The organism is Dietzia sp. IBK-p2-16D, assembly GCF_057773085.1.
This window is the reverse complement of the sequence record NZ_JBYMTL010000062.1, coordinates 1-450: the sequence shown is the minus strand read 5'-3', so window position 1 is coordinate 450 and position 450 is coordinate 1. Positions and strand designations below refer to the sequence as shown.

The window sequence follows — 450 nt, the reverse complement described above, 5'->3', positions numbered from 1 at the left end:
CTCAATGTCGTATTTTTTCACTTGTCCTAGGCCCAGATCTCCCCCACAGTTTATAACTGTATGATAAGGAATACCGAGACTTTCAATAAATTCTTCTGTATTTTTATTTATCTCTTCGTGAAATTTTACAGATTCCTCATGGCTAGCTTCACACAAGATGACTTGCTCTAATTTATAAAATTCATGCACACGAATTAGTCCCTTCACATCTTTGCCGTGACTTCCAGCCTCTCTTCTAAAACATGGAGAGAAACCCAGATATTTCAAAGGCAATAATTTTTTATCGAGAACTTCTCCAGAGTGCATACCAGTCAGTGGCACCTCTGCAGTACCAGCTAATGCATCACCATCTTGAGTCATATAATAATCTTCAACATCGCCTGGCAAGTGTCCTGTACCATATAGATTTTGTTTTCTTACGATGACTGGTGGGATAATCGGAGAGAAACC

The 450-nt window shown here is 39.1% G+C and carries 1 protein-coding gene; it reads right to left on the bottom strand.

What is annotated here, in order from left to right; translation table 11 throughout:
• On the bottom strand, positions 1–450 hold a 450-nt coding region (locus AC3DE3_RS17365), incomplete at both ends, for an aminoacyl--tRNA ligase-related protein (RefSeq protein ID WP_488370867.1).